General features: G+C 54.2%; 17 protein-coding genes and 1 other annotated feature. Of the genes, 4 read left to right on the forward strand and 13 right to left on the reverse strand.

Annotation, left to right across the window (positions count from 1 at the left end; genetic code table 11):
- Nucleotides 1–79: 79 nt before the first annotated feature.
- The 3 genes from ACDO57_RS04315 to ACDO57_RS04325 are packed head-to-tail and all read right to left on the reverse strand — an operon-like array spanning nucleotide 80 to nucleotide 1,849.
- On the reverse strand, nucleotides 80–619 hold the full coding sequence (locus ACDO57_RS04315) for a septation protein A (protein ID WP_032647595.1): 540 nt from the start codon (nucleotides 617–619) through the stop codon (nucleotides 80–82).
- Between the two features lie 56 nt (nucleotides 620–675).
- Nucleotides 676–1,419, reverse strand: a complete 744-nt coding sequence (locus ACDO57_RS04320; protein WP_032647593.1) for a YciC family protein — start codon at nucleotides 1,417–1,419, stop codon at nucleotides 676–678.
- Nucleotides 1,420–1,444: 25 nt separating this feature from the next.
- Entirely contained in the window at nucleotides 1,445–1,849 is a 405-nt protein-coding gene (locus ACDO57_RS04325) for a YkgJ family cysteine cluster protein (RefSeq protein WP_048990749.1), read from the reverse strand.
- A gap of 281 nt (nucleotides 1,850–2,130) precedes the next feature.
- On the opposite strand from ACDO57_RS04325, the gene ompW reads away from it, so the two are divergent.
- Nucleotides 2,131–2,763 (forward strand): outer membrane protein OmpW, encoded by a 633-nt coding sequence (gene ompW / locus ACDO57_RS04330; RefSeq protein WP_024907105.1) that lies wholly within the window; start codon nucleotides 2,131–2,133, stop codon nucleotides 2,761–2,763.
- A gap of 46 nt (nucleotides 2,764–2,809) precedes the next feature.
- On the opposite strand, the gene ACDO57_RS04335 is transcribed toward ompW, so the two are convergent.
- From ACDO57_RS04335 to yedE, 3 genes are all read right to left on the reverse strand, one after another.
- Entirely contained in the window at nucleotides 2,810–3,148 is a 339-nt protein-coding gene (locus ACDO57_RS04335) for a hypothetical protein (RefSeq protein ID WP_063621876.1), read from the reverse strand.
- 126 nt (nucleotides 3,149–3,274) lie between these two features.
- Nucleotides 3,275–3,508, reverse strand: coding sequence for a sulfurtransferase-like selenium metabolism protein YedF (gene yedF, locus ACDO57_RS04340; protein ID WP_003856774.1), 234 nt, complete (start codon nucleotides 3,506–3,508; stop codon nucleotides 3,275–3,277).
- Nucleotides 3,505–4,716, reverse strand: coding sequence for a selenium metabolism membrane protein YedE/FdhT (yedE, locus tag ACDO57_RS04345; protein WP_370883561.1), 1,212 nt, complete (start codon nucleotides 4,714–4,716; stop codon nucleotides 3,505–3,507). Before yedE ends, yedF begins: the two co-directional genes overlap by 4 nt.
- Nucleotides 4,717–4,965: 249 nt before the next feature.
- On the opposite strand from yedE, the gene ACDO57_RS04350 reads away from it, so the two are divergent.
- Entirely contained in the window at nucleotides 4,966–5,382 is a 417-nt protein-coding gene (locus ACDO57_RS04350) for a hypothetical protein (protein WP_370883562.1), read from the forward strand.
- 76 nt (nucleotides 5,383–5,458) lie between these two features.
- Here the strand turns inward: ACDO57_RS04350 and ACDO57_RS04355 are convergent, their stop codons facing one another.
- From ACDO57_RS04355 to trpL, 7 genes are all read right to left on the reverse strand, one after another.
- Entirely contained in the window at nucleotides 5,459–6,334 is an 876-nt protein-coding gene (locus ACDO57_RS04355; protein WP_370883563.1) for a transcriptional regulator, read from the reverse strand.
- Nucleotides 6,335–6,549: 215 nt separating this feature from the next.
- Nucleotides 6,550–7,359, reverse strand: a complete 810-nt coding sequence (gene trpA / locus ACDO57_RS04360; protein ID WP_090416689.1) for a tryptophan synthase subunit alpha — start codon at nucleotides 7,357–7,359, stop codon at nucleotides 6,550–6,552.
- Nucleotides 7,359–8,552 (reverse strand): tryptophan synthase subunit beta, encoded by a 1,194-nt coding sequence (trpB, locus tag ACDO57_RS04365; RefSeq protein WP_370883564.1) that lies wholly within the window; start codon nucleotides 8,550–8,552, stop codon nucleotides 7,359–7,361. Before trpB ends, trpA begins: the two co-directional genes overlap by 1 nt.
- 10 nt (nucleotides 8,553–8,562) lie before the next feature.
- Nucleotides 8,563–9,921: a bifunctional indole-3-glycerol-phosphate synthase TrpC/phosphoribosylanthranilate isomerase TrpF gene (trpCF, locus tag ACDO57_RS04370; protein WP_370883565.1), complete on the reverse strand. Its 1,359-nt coding sequence runs from the start codon at nucleotides 9,919–9,921 to the stop codon at nucleotides 8,563–8,565.
- Nucleotides 9,922–9,924: 3 nt separating this feature from the next.
- Entirely contained in the window at nucleotides 9,925–11,520 is a 1,596-nt protein-coding gene (trpD, locus tag ACDO57_RS04375) for a bifunctional anthranilate synthase glutamate amidotransferase component TrpG/anthranilate phosphoribosyltransferase TrpD (protein WP_032647582.1), read from the reverse strand.
- Nucleotides 11,520–13,082, reverse strand: a complete 1,563-nt coding sequence (locus ACDO57_RS04380) for an anthranilate synthase component 1 (protein WP_370883566.1) — start codon at nucleotides 13,080–13,082, stop codon at nucleotides 11,520–11,522. The genes trpD and ACDO57_RS04380 overlap by 1 nt, the downstream gene beginning before the upstream one ends.
- 25 nt (nucleotides 13,083–13,107) lie before the next feature.
- Nucleotides 13,108–13,201 (reverse strand) — a sequence feature (Trp leader region).
- Complete coding sequence (gene trpL, locus ACDO57_RS04385; RefSeq protein WP_106993556.1) at nucleotides 13,178–13,222, reverse strand: trp operon leader peptide; 45 nt, start codon at nucleotides 13,220–13,222, stop codon at nucleotides 13,178–13,180. (Overlaps the previous feature by 24 nt.)
- 139 nt (nucleotides 13,223–13,361) lie before the next feature.
- Between trpL and rnm the strand changes: the two genes are divergently transcribed.
- Nucleotides 13,362–14,243, forward strand: a complete 882-nt coding sequence (gene rnm / locus ACDO57_RS04390; RefSeq protein WP_370883567.1) for an RNase AM — start codon at nucleotides 13,362–13,364, stop codon at nucleotides 14,241–14,243.
- On the forward strand, nucleotides 14,240–14,860 hold the full coding sequence (locus tag ACDO57_RS04395) for an L-threonylcarbamoyladenylate synthase (protein WP_003856793.1): 621 nt from the start codon (nucleotides 14,240–14,242) through the stop codon (nucleotides 14,858–14,860). Before rnm ends, ACDO57_RS04395 begins: the two co-directional genes overlap by 4 nt.
- The last annotated feature ends 54 nt before the right edge of the window (nucleotides 14,861–14,914 follow it).

Genomic DNA, 14,914 nt, shown 5'->3' on the forward strand with positions numbered 1-14,914 from the left:
CAGGCGGGATGCTACTATGATTTCACAGCGGAGAGAATAGACCAGAACACCTGTCGTTGACGTTCTGGTCAGTCATTAATCAGTGCTTGTCGTCCTGCGGCATGTGGCGATAGATATATACGCCGCTTAACAGCGTGAAGATAAGCGTCAGCGCGGTCAGGCCAAAGACCTTAAAATTGACCCAGATATTCTGCGGCAGCCAGAAAGCAATATAGATGTTAGCGAGACCGCAGAGAATAAAGAAGACCGCCCAGGCGATATTCAGACGGGACCAGACGTGTTGAGGCAGCGTCAGCTCTTTGCCCAGCATGCGCTGGATCAGCGGCTTTTTCATCACCCACTGGCTGATTAACAATGCGCCCGCAAACAGCGCGTAAATGACGGTCACTTTCCACTTAATAAATTCATCATTGTGGAAGAACAGGGTAAGCCCGCCGAAAACGGCGACCAGGACGAAGGTAACCAGCGCCATTTTTTCGACTTTACGATAGCGAACCCAGCTGTAAATCAGTACGACGGCGGTCGCAACGATCAGCGCAGTGGTGGCGGCATAAATATCGTACAGCTTATAAAAAGCAAAAAAGACCACGAGCGGTAAAAAATCAAGAAACTGCTTCATTCTGTGATTCCATCTTCTGAGCGGGGCGGGAGACAGCGATGCCCCCCGCCTCGGGATTACTGACGAATTAACATATACAGGCGGAACAGATAGACCAGCAGTACCGCTGAAATCAGATTGCTCAGCGTATTCGCCACTACCGCGCCAACATTGGGCGTTAATACCGCAAAATTCGGCGCAAACAGTAACAGCAGCGTTTTGGCGAGCAGCCAGCCGATCACGGCGGGCGCCACCAGACGCATATTAGCCCATGCCAGTCGGATGCTGCTGCGCATCGCGGTAAAAATCCCCATTTTATCCTGCACGACCATCACCGGCGCAAATGAGAGCACGATAGCCAGTAACACACCCGGCACCACGACCAGCATAATCCCCATCTGCACCAGCAGGGTGGTTAAAAAGATCAGGATAAACAGCTTGGGTAAAACTGGCGCACTGGCACCAATCGCCCGCAAGGCGCTGACCCGATGACCCGCCGATACCAGCTGAATCATCAGCAAAACGCCGCCCGCCAGAATTGCATTACCAATCAGGCCTGAGAACGTGGACGCGGCAGAAGCGCGCAGCAGAATTTGCTGCTGCTCCGGCGTCATGTTTTGCACCAGTTCAAACAACCCCACGCTACCCGCAAGGTGGTCGCCCTGGCTCAGGCTGGCAATCTGTTCTTCACTCGGTGAGAAGGCATGGCCCAGCACCACCGTGATAAAGGCACATAGCAACGCGATCAGTAAAAAGGTTATGAACTGATTGCGGAAAAAGTTTCCCGTGTCACGGTAGACAGACTTCGCCGTGATAGACATGCACTCTCCTTGAGTATTGCAGGTGTTAATTAGCCGGCAATTGTACACCGGATGCACCTGCTGTGGCAGCATCAAGGCTTGTATGGAAAAGCATATCTTTGTAAAGCGGCGGTAATCCAACGCGCGCGCGGGCGCGGTTACAGGCTTCGTTGACCTGCCCATCTTCCCCCGACATGGCAAATTCCCGGCACGGGCTGGGGCGATCCTCATAGATAGAACACCGGGTAGAGACCCCAGGCTCGCCCTGTAGCGCAACACAGCGAGCCTGCTTTTGGTTTGTGCCGCTCATGCAGCGCAGAAAGGGGGTTAACGGCTCAGTAAGATGAACCGGAACGGCACCGCCGCCATCGCTGGCTTCGGCCCAGTAGAAAGAGACTCGAAAATACGCACAACAGGCTCCGCACGTCATGCACGGGTTAATATCACTCATGGCACACCTGCAAAAGAAGAACGCATCAAATCAACTTGTGAAGCGATAAATTATCCAGCCGCCAGAGGAAGAGCAAGAGGGGGAAAAGGGAAAATTTTGTAACCGTGAAATGCCAAAAATTGACATGGAAACAACTTATTGGTTTTGGATGCGTAACAAAAAATTAATCCAGATCAATGAATGTTAAGTTACTGGTTTTAATGTGATCTGTGGCAGATCACTTATTACCCTTTTGTGAGTATATTCTCACCCGCGATTAAAACCACAACGATGGAGCGGATATGAAAAAATTAGCGGTGGCAGCCCTTGTATTAAGCAGTCTCTCTGGCGGCGCGTATGCGCATGAAGCAGGCGAATTCTTTATTCGTGCCGGTTCGGCTACGGTTCGCCCAACTGAAGGATCGGATAACGTGCTGGGTATGGGCGGTTTTAGCGTCAGTAATAACACCCAGTTAGGTTTAACGTTCACCTATATGGCGACGGATAATGTTGGTGTTGAGCTTCTGGCAGCAACGCCGTTCCGTCATCGCGTGGGTCTCGGGCCGACCGGTGATATCGCCACGGTTCACCATTTACCGCCAACGCTGATGGCGCAATGGTACTTTGGTGACTCAAGCAGCAAGGTGCGCCCTTATATTGGCGCCGGTGTGAACTACACCACCTTCTTTGATGAGAAATTCAACGATACCGGTAAAGAGGCGGGTCTGACGGATCTCAGCCTGAAAGATTCGTGGGGCATGGCGGGACAGGTCGGTCTGGATTACCTGATTAACCGCGACTGGCTGATCAACGCCTCGGTCTGGTACATGGATATTGATACGGACGTACGCTTCAAGGCGGGCGGTCAGCAGCAAAGTATCAATACTCGGCTGGATCCGTGGGTGTTCATGTTCTCTGCGGGTTATCGTTTCTGATCCGCCGTCAAACTGGCCACAGGGTGGCCAGTTTGATTTGCTCACTTCAAAACGACGGATAAACCGGCCGCTCATCAAGCTTTACGCAATGCCTCAGGATCGTTTCCCCATCATATAAATAGCTGAAAGCGTCGCTCGACAGGGAATGGAAGAGAATATCGCCGTTGGCAAACGGGATAATTTCGGTATCACCCGCACGTTTGTGCCCCGCGCCGGTTTCAAAATGACCGTGCCATCGTTCCTGGGTGTGGTCATAAACGTGAAGAATAACTTCGACAAGTCCTCTTTGCGGACAATTAAGGCGCAGGAAGGTAGAAGAGAAATTCAGGGACAGTGCATGGAAGGGAATCAATAAGGCGAAAACCAGTAAAGCTCGTAAATACATCAAACCGCGAAAACCTCCTTCAAAAGGGAAATGAGATTTTACTTAAGTCGAAAACTGCGTTTTTGCCGTGGATCAAGATGTCTTATAATTCAATACGATAAAGGCCCCTTACGAGGCCCTTAGCGATCATTTTTGAATCAGATAGCGAATGGTGGGGCCATCCTGCTGGATATCCAGCACCGTATAACCGTGGTTTTTCGCATCCAGCGGTATGTTGTTGATGGACTGCGGGCAGTCGCTGACCACCTCCAGAATTTCACCTTTCTTAAGCTGCGGTAGTGCTTCAAGCGTAGCAACCGCCGGATAAGGACAGGGCTCACCGACCATATCCAGACGGTAATCAGGCACGATCTCTTTCATGCGGCGTTCTCCTGCGTTTCAGGTTTGACAGTGGCACGGCGGAAGAAGCGTTTCTCCTGTGCGACGACCAGTAAAAAAGCGACCAGCAGCAGGGCGTAGGTGACCAACAGGCCGCCGAGAGGCCCGAAGGTATTCAGCAGGTTGACCTTGTCCCAGCTGGTGGCCAGGACGGGAGACAAGTTATCCCAGTAATACGCCAGGATCGTAGAACCAATCACATTTCCCAGACCCACCCACCAGTAATGCACCTGGCCTTCGACGGCGCGATACATCCAGCCGGTTTCACACCCGCCAGCCAGCACGATCCCGAAGCCGAACAGCAGGCCGCCAATGACCGCGTTAGGACCGGCCCACATGATTTTTGGTTCGACGCCCAGTTGAACATAGCTGAAGATGCCGATGGCGCTGACCGCCATCCCGGCGATAATCGCCTTCGCCATCATCGTGCGCCCGGTGATCCACATATCGCGAAACGCGGAGGTGAAGCAGATCTGCGCGCGTTCAATGAGCAGACCAAACCCCACACCGAACAGCATCGCCAGACCGAGCTTAGGCTGGTTCAGGGCGGTGCAGAGCGCCCATGCCACCATGGCGAAAAAGACCAGCATTCCGAGGCGGAAACGGTGGCGTGCCTGCGAGGGCTTCTGGGTTAACGGAGACGCTGCGCTGACTTTTACCATTTTCACTGGAATGCGAAACAGCGGCAGTAGAGTGAATTTTGCGCCAAAGTAAGAGCCAATAGCCGTGGCGACAGCAAAGAACCAGGCGTGAAGAGAAAACTGAGGGATCCCGGTAAAGAAGGCGGCAAGGTTGCACCCCATCGCCAGGCGCGCGCCGAATCCGGCAATTATGCCGCCGATAATCGCCTGCAGAATGCGGATCCGGCTTTTGGGCATACGCAACTTAACGTTGTTTGCCCACAGCGCCGCCGCGAAACAGCCGCCGAACATGCCGATGATCATCATCCCGTCGATGCGGGTGAGCGGGGTGCCGTCCAGATGAATGAGCTTAAAGTATCCCCACTCTTCGGTATGCACGCCTGCGAGTTGCAACAATTGACCACCCCAGCGGGTGAACTCGCCGGTCACGGCCCAGAAGGTGCCGGTAATGCCGAAATAATAAGTAGAGAGAATGCCTGCCGCGATAACGGCCGGAACAGGTGACCAGAACTTAACCAGGTAAGCCAGTTTGAAGGATTGCCATGACATGAATAAGCCTCTGAACTCAGAAGGAATATGTGAAATTAACGGACTGGAATATATAACTTTTTTCCTTACTCTAAAACCTCGCTGATGCCTTTCTCTAAAATACATCCCTTTTTCATGACTTTTATCACTAAACCGAGCGGCTTATTCAGCCTCGCCTGGCTTCAGGAGGCGACAGCACAGGCGTTGAATAAATATTTAAATAGTTAATGTTATGTTAAGGCATGCTAAAGCTCGATGCAGGCGTTTTCAATGGCGAAAACTGATTCTATAACCACTGGTGAATTCATGGTCATTCATCAGAAGTTGTACCGAATTTCAAAGACGTGGGGTGATTTATGGTTGACGTTATTTTTTTTACGTACTGAAAGCTGCCGGGTTGTAAACATAAAATACAGTGATATTAACGATGATCTGTTGTATCTCGCGGCAACACCAAAATTTGAGTCGCGGACAGTGAGACTGTGCAAGATACTGCGGCAATTATTTAATAAAAGAAAGCTAGCTAACCCCCTGGATATCTATGTTTTTCAGAGTAAATCAAATCGCGTAAAAGGCGTTGCAAAGCCAGTAACAACGGTGGCGATGAATATAGCCCTTAAAGAGGCCGCAAGAGAAATTGCAAACAAAAATGTCACCATGAAAAGTGCTCAGCAGATAATGGATTAAGAAGTTTGCAAAGATCCGAGTGGCCGTAGTCTTATTTTTTATAAGACGTACAGCTAAGGTACGTCATAAAATTGCATCAAAATACACGTCTCAGAGGAATGATATTACACCACTGTTTTTTATACTCCATTCCGGAGAAGTTTTTTCCCAATGAGAATATGATTTGTTTCTCATCCCGCTCACACAGCTCTCGGGCGCGATTATAATTTTCCCAGAGCAAGACGCTCCCCGCACCAATGTCATTATATTGGGGATCATATCCACCATTGATGTCATCGAAATAGATCCATTCGGGGCATTCAGTTTTGAATATTAAATCAATTGCTATGATTTTTTTATTGAATGCGAGCGCGGAGCCAAAAACCATATGCCTCAGATTTTCAATAGCATCCAGCAGGTTATCTCTTGGATAGGGTGATATCTTACCGCGCCAGCGAGCATTAAATAAGTTTATGTAACTGTCGCAAATTTCCTCAGCAGAAAGAGTATTCACATCCAGTATTTCCCCTCCAAGCTTGAGGAAACGATTCCTTTCGCCATTTCTTTTCTTAATCGTTTTTGGAGAAAATACAGATTTCATATGACATATCTCATCATTCAGCATTTTACTGCTGAATGAATTGATGAACGCATTTTTCTGTAATGGCGAAAGTTTTTTTGTCCTGACGGGAAGGAAAAATTTTGAATGAGGGGCGCTGGGTAATATTATATCCTCAAAAACAAACGGGTGCGATTTTGAATAGAGATTCAGGGATCCACTGATGGAGTAAGTTGATGAAACAATAATACCATCTTTTTTTCTACAGAAAAAACGAATGTCTTTTTTTCGTTTGTTTGCCAGGTAAGTTAGCACATCCGGGTGTGTGCATACACTTCCGCCATAAACAGAATAAGCCTGACGGTAAATACTCAGGTCACACTCTTCCCATCCACAAATTAAACTTCTTAACATTTTGACCAAATATTTTTCGCAATAACAGATATACGCATACTTTATACATTCTTTGCAGTATGTAAATCGACAAAGAGATATTGTTGACTACTTGTTTAGTGAAGGGATGAATTAAGTATTAGCGTGCTATTTATTGCAACTGATATGAGCGCTGGAAATGAAGAGAGTGTGTAAAAAAAAGGACCGTCTGGCTGGGATGCCAGACGGTCGAAGGGTTAGGCTTTACGCGTCGCCGCTTTCATTGCAGTCACAAACGCTTTCAGCTCGACCAGCATCTGCTCTGGCTTGTCCACGTTCTTTTCGATGATCTTCACAATCGCAGAGCCGGAGATGGCACCTGCTGCTTTCGCCTCAATCGCTGCGGTGACCTGATCCGGGGATGAAATCCCGAAACCCTGCAGCGGAGGTGCGGCATGGTACTCGGCCAGCTTCTCCACCAGGTGATGCAGCGGCAATGCGGCTTTATTCTCGGCACCGGTCACACCTGCGCGGGAGAGCAGGTAGGTGTAACCGCGCCCGTAAGAGGCTATCTGGCGCAGCAGTTCGTCATCAGCGTTCGGTGGACAGATGAAAATCGGGGCAACGTTATGGCGCATTGCCGCCTGGCGGAATGGCGCAGACTCCTCAACCGGCACGTCGGCGACCAGAACGGAGTCGACGCCCACGCGCGCGCACTCGGCGTAAAACTCATCGATACCGCGGTTGAATACCAGGTTGGCGTACATCAGCAGGCCAATCGGGATAGTGGGGTGCTTCTGACGGATCGCCGCCAGCATCTCGAAGCACTGGGTCGGCGTGACGCCCGAGGCAAACGCGCGCAGCGTCGCATTCTGAATGGTCGGGCCATCCGCCAACGGGTCAGAGAACGGGATCCCCAGCTCCAGCGCATCGGCACCGGCTTCAATCAGGGTGTCGATGATCTTCAGCGACTGTTCAGGGCCAGGGTCGCCCAGGGTGACGAAGGGAACGAACGCGCCTTCCTGGCGGGATTTCAGTTCTGCAAATACGTTATCGTAGCGTTCCATCAGATTTCCCCTCGTGCTTTCAGAATATCGTGAACGGTGAAGATATCTTTGTCACCGCGACCGGAAAGGTTCACCACCAGCAGCTGTTCTTTTTCCGGATTGTCTTTCATCATTTTCAGCGCATGGGCCAGAGCGTGTGAAGACTCCAGCGCCGGGATGATCCCTTCGCTGCGGCACAGCGTTTTAAACGCCTCCAGCGCTTCGTCATCGGTAATGGAGACATAGTCCGCACGACCGGTGCTGTTCAGATAGGCGTGCTGCGGTCCTACGGACGGGAAATCGAGGCCGGCAGAAATAGAGTAAGACTCTTCAATCTGGCCTTCATCGGTCTGCATCATCGGGGATTTCATGCCGAAGTAGATCCCCACGCGGCCATGCTTCAGCGGCGCGCCGTGTTCACCCGATTCAATGCCGTGACCCGCAGGCTCGACGCCAATCAGACCCACGCTGGTGTCGTCGATAAAGTCTGCGAACATACCGATGGCGTTAGATCCGCCGCCGACGCAGGCGATGACCGCATCCGGCAGACGACCTTCTTTTTCGAGGATCTGTGCTTTGGTCTCTTCCCCGATCATACGCTGGAATTCACGCACGATGGTCGGGAACGGGTGCGGGCCCGCCGCGGTACCGAGCATATAGTGCGCGGTTTCGTAGCTGCCAGACCAGTCGCGCAGCGCTTCGTTACAGGCATCCTTCAGCGTCGCGGAGCCGCTGTGCACCGGGATCACTTCCGCACCCATCAGACGCATACGGAAAACGTTCGGAGACTGACGCTCAACGTCTTTCGCCCCCATATAGATGCGGCATTTCAGGCCGAGCAGGGCGCTGGCGAGCGCCGAGGCCACGCCGTGCTGGCCTGCACCTGTTTCGGCGATGATTTCGGTTTTACCCATACGCTTCGCGAGCAGCGCCTGGCCCAGCACCTGGTTAGTCTTATGTGCGCCGCCGTGCAGCAGGTCTTCACGCTTCAGATACAGCGTGGTTTTGGTGCCTTCTGTCAGGTTGCGGCATTTGGTCAGGGCCGTTGGGCGGCCTGCATAGTTTTTCAGCAGGTCGGTAAATTCCGCCTGAAACGCCGGATCCTTCTGCGCACTCACAAACGCGTCTTCCAGCTGGCGCAGCGCGGGCATCAGGATTTGCGGGACGTACATCCCACCGAACTCACCAAAATACGGGTTAAGTAATGTCGTCATCTTTTCTTCCTTAATATGCACGCAGAGTTTTAAAAACCGAGGCCAGTTTGCTGGCATCTTTAATACCCGGCTGGGACTCTACGCCTGAATTGAAATCGAGGCCTGCGCAGCCGGTTTTCGCGGCTTCTACACAGTTGTCCGGGCTTAATCCGCCCGCCAGCAGAACGTTGTCCAGCTTTTCGCCGTTCAGCAGAGACCAGTCAAAACGCTGGCCGGTTCCGCCCTGGCCGTTATCGAGGACGTATTTATCCACGTGGTTCAGGTTACGCGGGGGCAACGTATCGTCAACGCGTTGCGCTTTCCAGATCTGTACCTGCGGTGCCAGCGTGGCGCGCAGGGCATCGATATAGGCCTGATCTTCTTCGCCGTGGAGCTGCACCGCGCTCAGGGATAACGCGTCGGCTTTTTCAACCACCTCTGCGATGTCTGCGTTGCGGAACACGCCAACATAGCTGAGCGGAGCCGCGGCGATGATCTTACGCGCTTGCTCTTCGCTGACCGCGCGAGGAGAGGAATCCACAAAAATCAGCCCGCCATAAATCGCCCCGGCTTCATACGCGGCCTGGGCGTCCTGTTCGCGGGTTAAGCCGCAGACTTTGTTTTCACCCAGCAGCACGCGACGTACTGCCGCATTGAGATCGTCATGTTCCATCATGGCGGAGCCAATCAGGAAACCGTTGGCGAAGTGGCTCAGCTCGCGCACCTGGGCGTAGCTGTTAATGCCGGATTCGCTGATCACCGTGACGCCAGCGCCCAGACGCGGTGCCAGCTGGCGCGTGCGGTTCAGGTCAATGGACAGGTCACGCAGATCGCGGTTGTTAATGCCAACCACTTTGGCTTCCAGCGCAATCGCGCGTTCCAGCTCTTCTTCATTACTCACTTCGGTCAGCACGCCCATGTTCAGGCTGTGCGCCACGGCGGAAAGCTGGCGATACTGCTCGTCGTCAAGTACCGAGAGCATTAGCAGGCAGGCGTCGGCCTGGTAAAAGCGTGCCAGCCAGATCTGATACGGATCGATAATAAAGTCTTTGCACAGGATCGGCTGCGGCGCGATGCCGCTGACGATCGGCAGAAAATCGAAGCTGCCCTGGAAATATTTCTCATCCGTCAGCACGGAGATGGCTGACGCATGATGCTTATAAATGCCGGCAATACGTGCCGGGTCAAAATCGTCACGAATAACGCCTTTTGACGGGGAGGCTTTTTTGCACTCAAGAATAAACGCGGTGCGCGCACCCTGCAGGGCATCATAGAAACGACGTTGGCTTGGTACGACGTCGTTCTGGAAACTGGCAAGCGGCTGCTGTTGCTTGCGGGCTTCCACCCAGATGGCCTTATCGGCAACGATTTTCGCTAAAACGGTCTGCATTCTTTACCCTCTTGCCGCAAGTGCGGTAACGCGATCGTAAGCTGCACCGGAGCGCAGTACATCCAGAACTTTTTGAACGTTGGCCTTCAGGTCTTCCTCACCGTGCAAACGCATCAGCATGGCGACGTTGGCAGCAACGGCGGCCTCATGAGCGACCTCTCCCTTACCTTGTAATAAGCGCGTCAGAATGTCACGGTTTTCTTCCGGCGTACCGCCGGCCAGCGCTTCCTGGTGATACGGGGTTAAACCAAAGTCAGCGGCTTCCAGCTGGTAGCTCAGGATTTCACCGTCGCGCAGTTCGGCTACCAGCGTTGGCGCATGCAGTGACACTTCGTCCATACCACCGCTGTGCACCACGGCGGCACGCTGGTAACCCAGCACGCGCAGCGTCTCGGCAATCGGCAGTACCAGTTCCGGACTGTAGACGCCAATCAGCGCCAGCGGCGGGTGCGCCGGGTTGATCAGCGGGCCGAGCACGTTAAACAGCGTGCGGGTTTTAAGCTGCTGACGAACCGGCATCGCGTGGCGGAAACCGGTGTGATACTTCGGCGCAAACAGGAAGCAGACGCCCAGGTCATCCAGCGCTTCACGGGAACGCTCGGCGTTCATATCGAGATTAATACCGAATGCGGCGAGCAAATCGGAAGAACCAGACCGGCTGGAAACGCTGCGGTTACCGTGTTTTGCGACCTTTAAACCACACGCCGCCGCCACGAAGGCGCTGGCGGTGGAGATATTGATGCTGTTACTGCCGTCTCCCCCGGTGCCAACAATATCGGCAAACTGATAGTCCGGGCGCGGGAACGGGGCGGCATTTTCCAGCAGGGCCGTAGCGGCACCGGCGATCTCCTGCGGGCTTTCGCCGCGCACTTTCATGCTCACCAGCGCGGCCGCCAGCTGCTCAGGCTTCAGCTCGCCGCGAACCACGGCGGAGAAGAGCTGGTGGCTCTCCTGTTGGCTCAGGGTCTGCGCCTGGTACAGTTTTTCCAGAATCGGCTGCAGGGTATTGGTCTGCTCCAGCTTCTGTAACGCCCAGTCGAGCGTCTGCTCCAGCAGGCGGGCGCCGTGGGAGGTCAGGATCGATTCCGGGTGGAACTGCAGGCCGCAGACGCGATCCGCATCGTGACGTACCGCCATCACCATCCCTTCAAACGAGGCGTTAATGGTCAGCCCGGCGGGAATATTGCTGCCAACCAGCGAGTGATAGCGCGCGACCGGAAGCGGGTTCGGCAGCCCGGCAAACATTGCCTGGCCGTCATGTTCAATGCTGGACGCTTTACCGTGCAGGATCTCACCCGCCTGGCCGACGTAGCCGCCGTAGGCTTCAACAATTGCCTGATGGCCGAGGCAGATGCCGATAATCGGCAGCTTGCCGCGCATGCGGGTCAGCAGCTCCGGCATACAGCCTGCTTCGCTCGGTGCGCCTGGCCCCGGGGAGAGCATCAGCACCGGGTTTTGCATAGTTGCCAGACGGTCAATCAGGGTCTGCGCCGGGACGTGGTTGCGGTAGATAACAACGTTGTGGCCATTCGCACGCAGCTGATCTGCCAGGTTATAGGTAAAGGAGTCGATATTATCGAGCAGCAGAATGTCAGCCATCAGAAAATCTCCTGTGCATGGTGTGCGGTAGCAATGGCGCGAAGGACCGCACGGGCTTTGCTGCGCGTTTCGTCAGCTTCAGACTGCGGAACAGAATCAAGAACAATTCCGGCACCCGCCTGGACGGTAGCAATGCCGTCTTCGACATAGGCGGAGCGGATCACGATGCAGGTATCGAGGTCACCGTGGGCCGTGAAGTAGCCTACCGCGCCGCCGTAGCTGCCGCGACGGCGTCCTTCGGCCGCGGCAATCAGCTGCATGGCGCGCACTTTCGGCGCACCGCTCAGGGTGCCCATGTTCATGCAGGCGCGATAGGCGTGCAGCACGTCGAGGTCGTGGCGCAGCTCGCCCACTACGCGAGAGACCAGGTGCATCACGAACGAATAGCGGTCGACTTTAGTCAGGTCCGCCACGTAGCGGCTGCCCGGGGTACAAATACGGGCCAGATCGTTACGCGCCAGATCGACCAGCATAAGGTGCTCGGAGAGCTCTTTATGATCGGTACGCATTTCCAGTTCGATACGGCTGTCCAAATCGCGATCCAGAGAGCCATCGGCGCGACGTCCGCGCGGACGGGTCCCGGCAATCGGGTAGATCTCAATCTGACGGCTGGTGGCGTCGTACTTCAGCGAGCTTTCCGGCGAGGCGCCGAACAGCGTGAAGTCGTTGTCCTGCATAAAGAACATGTACGGGCTCGGGTTGCTTTTTTTCAGCACGTCGTAGGCGGCGAGCGGCGACGGGCAGGGCAGTGAGAAGCGACGGGACGGTACCACCTGGAAAATTTCCCCGGCGCGAATCGCCTTTTGCATCTGGCGAACCACGGCACCGTACTGATCGTCAGTCTGGTTCACATCGCAGGTCATTTTTTCCACCCGCTGCACCGGAAGTGCAGGAGGCGCTTCCGTCATCTGCTGCTGGAGCTGCGCGATGCGGTGCTCAAGACGGTTTTTCTCAGCTGCCGAAGGCGTGAACAGGCTGGCCTGGATACGGGTGTATTGTTTCTGATGGTCGATCACCAGCAGGGTTTCAGCCAGATAGAAACAATAGTCCGGGCAGCGATTACCCTGTTCGGTTTCTGGCAAATCTTCAAATCCGGCGACCAGGTCATAAGCAAACAGCCCACCAAAGAACATCGCCTCACGCTCGTCTTCCGGCACGGTAACCAGGTTCTGCAGCAGGCGGAAGGCATCGAAAACGGACAGGGAGCAGAGGCGCGCGTCTTCGTCCAGCAGCTGGCTCACCGGCGGGAAATGCAGAATGCGCATTTCTGGATGACGTTCGTTTTCAATGCCTGAAGGCAGGGCGGCATCCAGCAGCGGCAGCAGCGATGCGCCGTTGTCTGACAGCGCCTTAATTGTGACAGTGTCACCTAAAGCGGTAATGCGCAGCGCGCTGTCGACCAGCAGCAGGCTCTTGAGATCGTCTTTGCTGTCGATGTCTGCAGATTCCAGTAGCAGCGTTGCCGGACGTGCCCCGCACACCTGATGAAACAGCGCGGTGGGGTTGTGGCGATAGGCCGCCTCGCAGGTCAGCAATTCGAGATGAGGTTTGGCTGTTTGCATGTTGGTGTTCTCATTTATTCTGTTCAAAAAAAAGCCCGCTGAGTAGCGGGCGGGTATCTGTTTGCATTTCGCAGACGCGTGACACTGCCCGATGATCAGGAAGTACGCCACCAACCGTGCAGAGTGAAATGTGCTGTCATTTTCAGATACCTTTCTCGTGTGAACTTGCGTACTAGTTAACTAGTTCGATGGCGTGTTGTCAACCCTTGATTTCAGAATTTCGCGTGAAGTCGGTATCATGGGGTTTTCGGATGTCTCCAACCTGTTATGGGAAGTGCTTTGAGCGATACCACCTACGCCATTATTTATGATTTACACAGCCATACTCAGGCCTCTGATGGCCTGCTGACACCCGAAGCCCTGGTTCATCGTGCCGTTGAAATGCGCGTCGGTACGCTGGCGATAACCGATCACGATACGACAGATGCCATTCCGGCGGCGCGCGCTGAGATCGCCCGCAGCGGGCTGGCGCTGAATCTGGTGTCCGGCGTTGAGATTTCGACCGTCTGGGAAAACCATGAGATTCATATCGTTGGCCTGAACATCGATATAGACCATCCGGCACTTATTGCCTTTTTGCAAGAACAAAAAACGCGCCGCAACCAGCGCGCAGAGATGATCGGCGAGCGTCTGGAAAAGGCGCATATTCCGGGCGCGCTGGAAGGTGCGCAAAAGCTGGCGAACGGCGGGGCAGTCACCCGCGGTCATTTCGCCCGTTTTCTGGTTGAAGCAGGCAAAGCGACGACCATGGCGGATGTTTTTAAAAAGTATCTGGCGCGCGGGAAAACCGGATACGTTCCGCCACAGTGGTGTACAATAAAACAAGCTATTGATGTGATTCATCATTCTGGCGGTAAGGCCATACTGGCCCATCCGGGGCGGTATAATCTTTCTGCTAAATGGCTGAAAAGACTGCTGGCACACTTTGCCGAATGCGGTGGCGAGGCGATGGAAGTCGCCCAGTGTCAGCAGGCGCCCAACGAGCGCGCGCAGCTCGCGACCTATGCCCGCCAGTTCGGCCTGCTTGGGTCACAGGGGTCTGATTTCCATCAGCCCTGCGCCTGGATTGAACTGGGGCGCAAGCTCTGGCTGCCCGCTGGCGTTGAGCCGGTCTGGCAGCTCTGGGAACAGCCGCAGCAAATTGAAGAGAGGGAAGTATGAGTCAGTTTTTCTATATCCATCCGGATAACCCGCAGCCACGTCTGATCAACCAGGCCGTGGAGATCGTCCGCAAAGGCGGCGTGATTGTCTACCCGACCGATTCAGGCTACGCGCTGGGCTGCAAAATTGAAGACAAAGGGGCAATGGAACGCATTTGCCGTATTCGCCAGCTGCCGGACGGCCATAACTTTACCCTGATGTGCCGCGATCTCTCTGAGCTGTCGACCTACGCGTATGTCGATAACGTGGCGTTTCGCCTGATTAAGAACAACACGCCGGGCAACTACACCTTCATCCTGAAAGGGACGAAAGAGGTGCCGCGCCGCCTGCTGCAGGAAAAGCGTAAGACTATCGGCATGCGCGTGCCGTCGAACCCGATTGCGCAGGCTCTGCTGGAAACCCTCGGCGAACCGATGCTGTCTACCTCGCTGATGCTGCCGGGAAGTGAATTTACCGAGTCCGATCCGGAAGAGATCAAAGATCGTCTGGAGAAGGTGGTCGAGCTGATTATTCACGGCGGCTATCTCGGCCAGCAGCCGACCACCGTGGTCGACTTAACCGAAGATGCACCGGAAGTGATTCGTGAAGGCGTGGGTGATGTAAAGCCTTTCTTGTAAAGGTATAAGCAGATATACTACGCGGCCATCAAAGCAGGGCTCAGCCCTCTTTTG

Origin of the sequence: Enterobacter cloacae complex sp. 2015409 (assembly GCF_041365315.1) — a bacterium.
Classification (GTDB): domain Bacteria; phylum Pseudomonadota; class Gammaproteobacteria; order Enterobacterales; family Enterobacteriaceae; genus Enterobacter; species Enterobacter pseudoroggenkampii.